This is a genomic window from Flavobacterium fluvii, from assembly GCF_900129545.1.
GTDB classification, from domain to species: domain Bacteria; phylum Bacteroidota; class Bacteroidia; order Flavobacteriales; family Flavobacteriaceae; genus Flavobacterium; species Flavobacterium fluvii.
Genome location: NZ_FQWB01000022.1, coordinates 1 through 2,912 on the forward strand (window position 1 = coordinate 1; position 2,912 = coordinate 2,912).

At 40.2% G+C, this 2,912-nt stretch carries 1 protein-coding gene; it reads right to left on the minus strand.

What is annotated here, in order from left to right; all coding sequences use genetic code 11:
* The coding region (locus tag BUC16_RS17395; RefSeq protein ID WP_141226201.1) for an HYR-like domain-containing protein at positions 1-2,912 on the minus strand (2,912 nt) is incomplete at both ends.

The following is a 2,912-nucleotide window of genomic DNA, read 5'->3' on the forward strand; positions in this document are numbered from 1 at the left end:
TTTGAATAGCCTTCGAAAGCATTGGTTTCGTTGTCGTATTTGGTGGTTTCAAAAACCAATACTCCCCAACGGTTGTATATTTCGATGCCAATACCCGATGGATAACAAATATCGTCATTGACACCATCGACAACAAGCTTTTCATTTATGCCGTCACCATTTGGAGTGAAAGCATTGTGAACAACAACAGCTTCACAACCCAATACTTTACAATCAAAGTTTATATTCAAGTTTAGCGTGATTCTTGTAGGGCAACTTCCATCAATCACGTTGTACTCGAAAACATGAATTCCTAAAGGAGCATCAAGAGGATTGAAACTGCTGCCTTGCAATATTCCTATATTGTCTTTATTGATCCAAGTACCGTTTGTAGGTGTACCTGTAGGCAATAAATCATTCAAGTTTATAGGAGTGGAGTCGGCGTTACAGGCATCGCTTGTATATGTTGTTCCACCATTTGCAATTGTCACATTGACAGTTTGAACAAATTTGGAAGCATTTCCACAAGCATCGGCCACGTTCCATTCCCTTAGAATTGAATAGGATGTCAGAGTTTGGTTGATGATGTTTTCTGTATAAACAGGAGTTGCAACGGTTGAACAATTATCGACAAACACCAAGTCTGGTTTGGCAGGAATGGCATCACAAGTTACATTAACACTAGCCGGGAATACAGTATTGGTAGTTGGTCCAACAAGGTCTTGAACATTGATGGTTTGCGAAGCTTTAGAAATGTTTCCACAAGCATCGGTAGCAGTCCAAGTTCTTGTAATGGAATAAGAACCGGCACAAAGACCTTTTGTAGTCACGTCAGCCGAAGTCAAGGTAAAAGCAGAACCACAAGCATCGGTTGCAGTAGCCACAGCAAATACAGGAGTGGCAGGACAAGAGATGGTTGAAGTTGCCGGTAAAGCTGCAATGACAGGAGCAACCGTATCCGTTACATTGATGGTTTGCGAAGCTTTTGTGATATTTCCTGAAGCATCGGTAGCTGTCCAAGTCCTTGTAATGGAATAGGAACCAGCACAAGCACCATTTGTTTTAGTATCCACAAAAGTCAATGTTGCAGAACCACAACTATCAGTAGCAACAGCTTGAGCAAAATCAATAGGTGCGCCACAAGATATTGTTTTTGGAGCTGGCAGTTGGGCAATTACTGGAGCAGTAATATCCTGAACAGTAATGTTTACTATACCGGCAGCGCAGTTGCCAGGGTTTAGTTTGTCGCAAACCTCGAAAGCAAATTGATATAATCCCACAGGAATTCCATTTTCAGCATTTAAGGAACCTAGATTGCTCAATGTTATTTTTGGATTACTACCAGAAGTCAAGGAGATATTTACCATGTTCAAGGTAACCGGAATTTCGTTCATTGTCACATTTTCCAAAAGATTGATGGCAAGACTTGTCGCATCACAATTTACGGTCCTGTTGATGACAGGAGCTGAACTGGCCATTCTAGATAAAGCTACCGTAATTGTTACCACGGCTTGGTCGCAGTTTCCATTGTCGGCCTTTTCACAAATTTGATACGTCAAAGTATAGGTTCCTGCAGGGGTTCCTGCAACAACATCAACAGCACCATTTGAATTGAGTATTAGGTTATTGTTTGGAATTACCGTTGTAAGGAAAACATCTGCAGGGTTAACGGCAGCGTTGTTCAACAGGTCATTTGTAAACACGTTCACGATATTTGGAACACCGTTTGCCCCATTATTTGTACCAGCATTATCATTAACTGCATCAATTACAAAAGTTGGTCTTGAAGTACAGAAGGGGCTAGATGGTGGATAATCCACGACAATAGTTTCGGTAGGATTAAGGGTAAAAGCCAAAGTTGCTTTAGGACGAAGGTTTTCAAAACCATCGGCAGCCTGAATCCATTTATTGTTTGTAAATACCCAACCTGGCCAATCGGTACCGTTTCCGTTTTGATCAATGGTGGCACCCGGCCACAACACTTGACCGCTCAATGGCAAATTGGTCATTGTGGAGACTACATTGTTTTTGCTGTCAGTCCAAGTGATGGTTAATCCGTTTACTGGAGTAAAATTGTCAGGAGTTGCAGTGTAGACAATGTATGGCACGTCGTTGATACATGTTGGTGTGGCAGTAATTTTCATTACTGGAGTTTCAATGTTAATGGTTACAGTGGCTGAGTCACAATTTTCAGGATTTAATACTTCACATATTTGATAGGTTACTGTTTGTGGACCTGCAGGTGCATTAGGCAATACATCAACCGATCCATCAGGGTTAATGTGCAAAAATGGATTGGAGTTGTTAGTTGTTAAAATAACTTGCGAAGGAATTACCGCAGATCCATTTAAAGTATCGTTGGTTAAAACGTTTATTACATTTACAATAGTTTGGTTTACCCCAACAATTGGACCTGCATTGTCCGGAACCGCATCGATAAGTGGTGCAGTCACGTTAACGGTAACCGTTGCAGCATCGCAATTGGCAGGATTCAATTTTTCGCATATTTGATATACCAACGAATAATTTCCAACAGGTGTTCCAGGAGCCACAATAACATTTGTTCCTGAAAGAGAAATGTTAGAATTAGTCGAAGACACAAATGTTATATTAACATTTTCTGTGTTGACTGTTTTACAGTTCAAAAGGTCATTTGACAATACATTGGTAAATGAAACTCCACCAGTGTAACCATTTACAGGAGTTCCTGTATCGTCATTGGCAACAATAAAGTTGGTTACAATTAATTTTGATTCACAAGTCGATTCATTGCCACAAGCATCTTTTACTGTTATGACTATGGTTGTTGTTCCAGATAGAGCAACGGTTCCAGCAGCAGGAGATTGTGTAACAATTAATAAATCAGATGAAGTACAAGTATCAGTTGCAGTTACATTTTTGGTAAAATCAGGAACAATGGCTTGACAATTTGA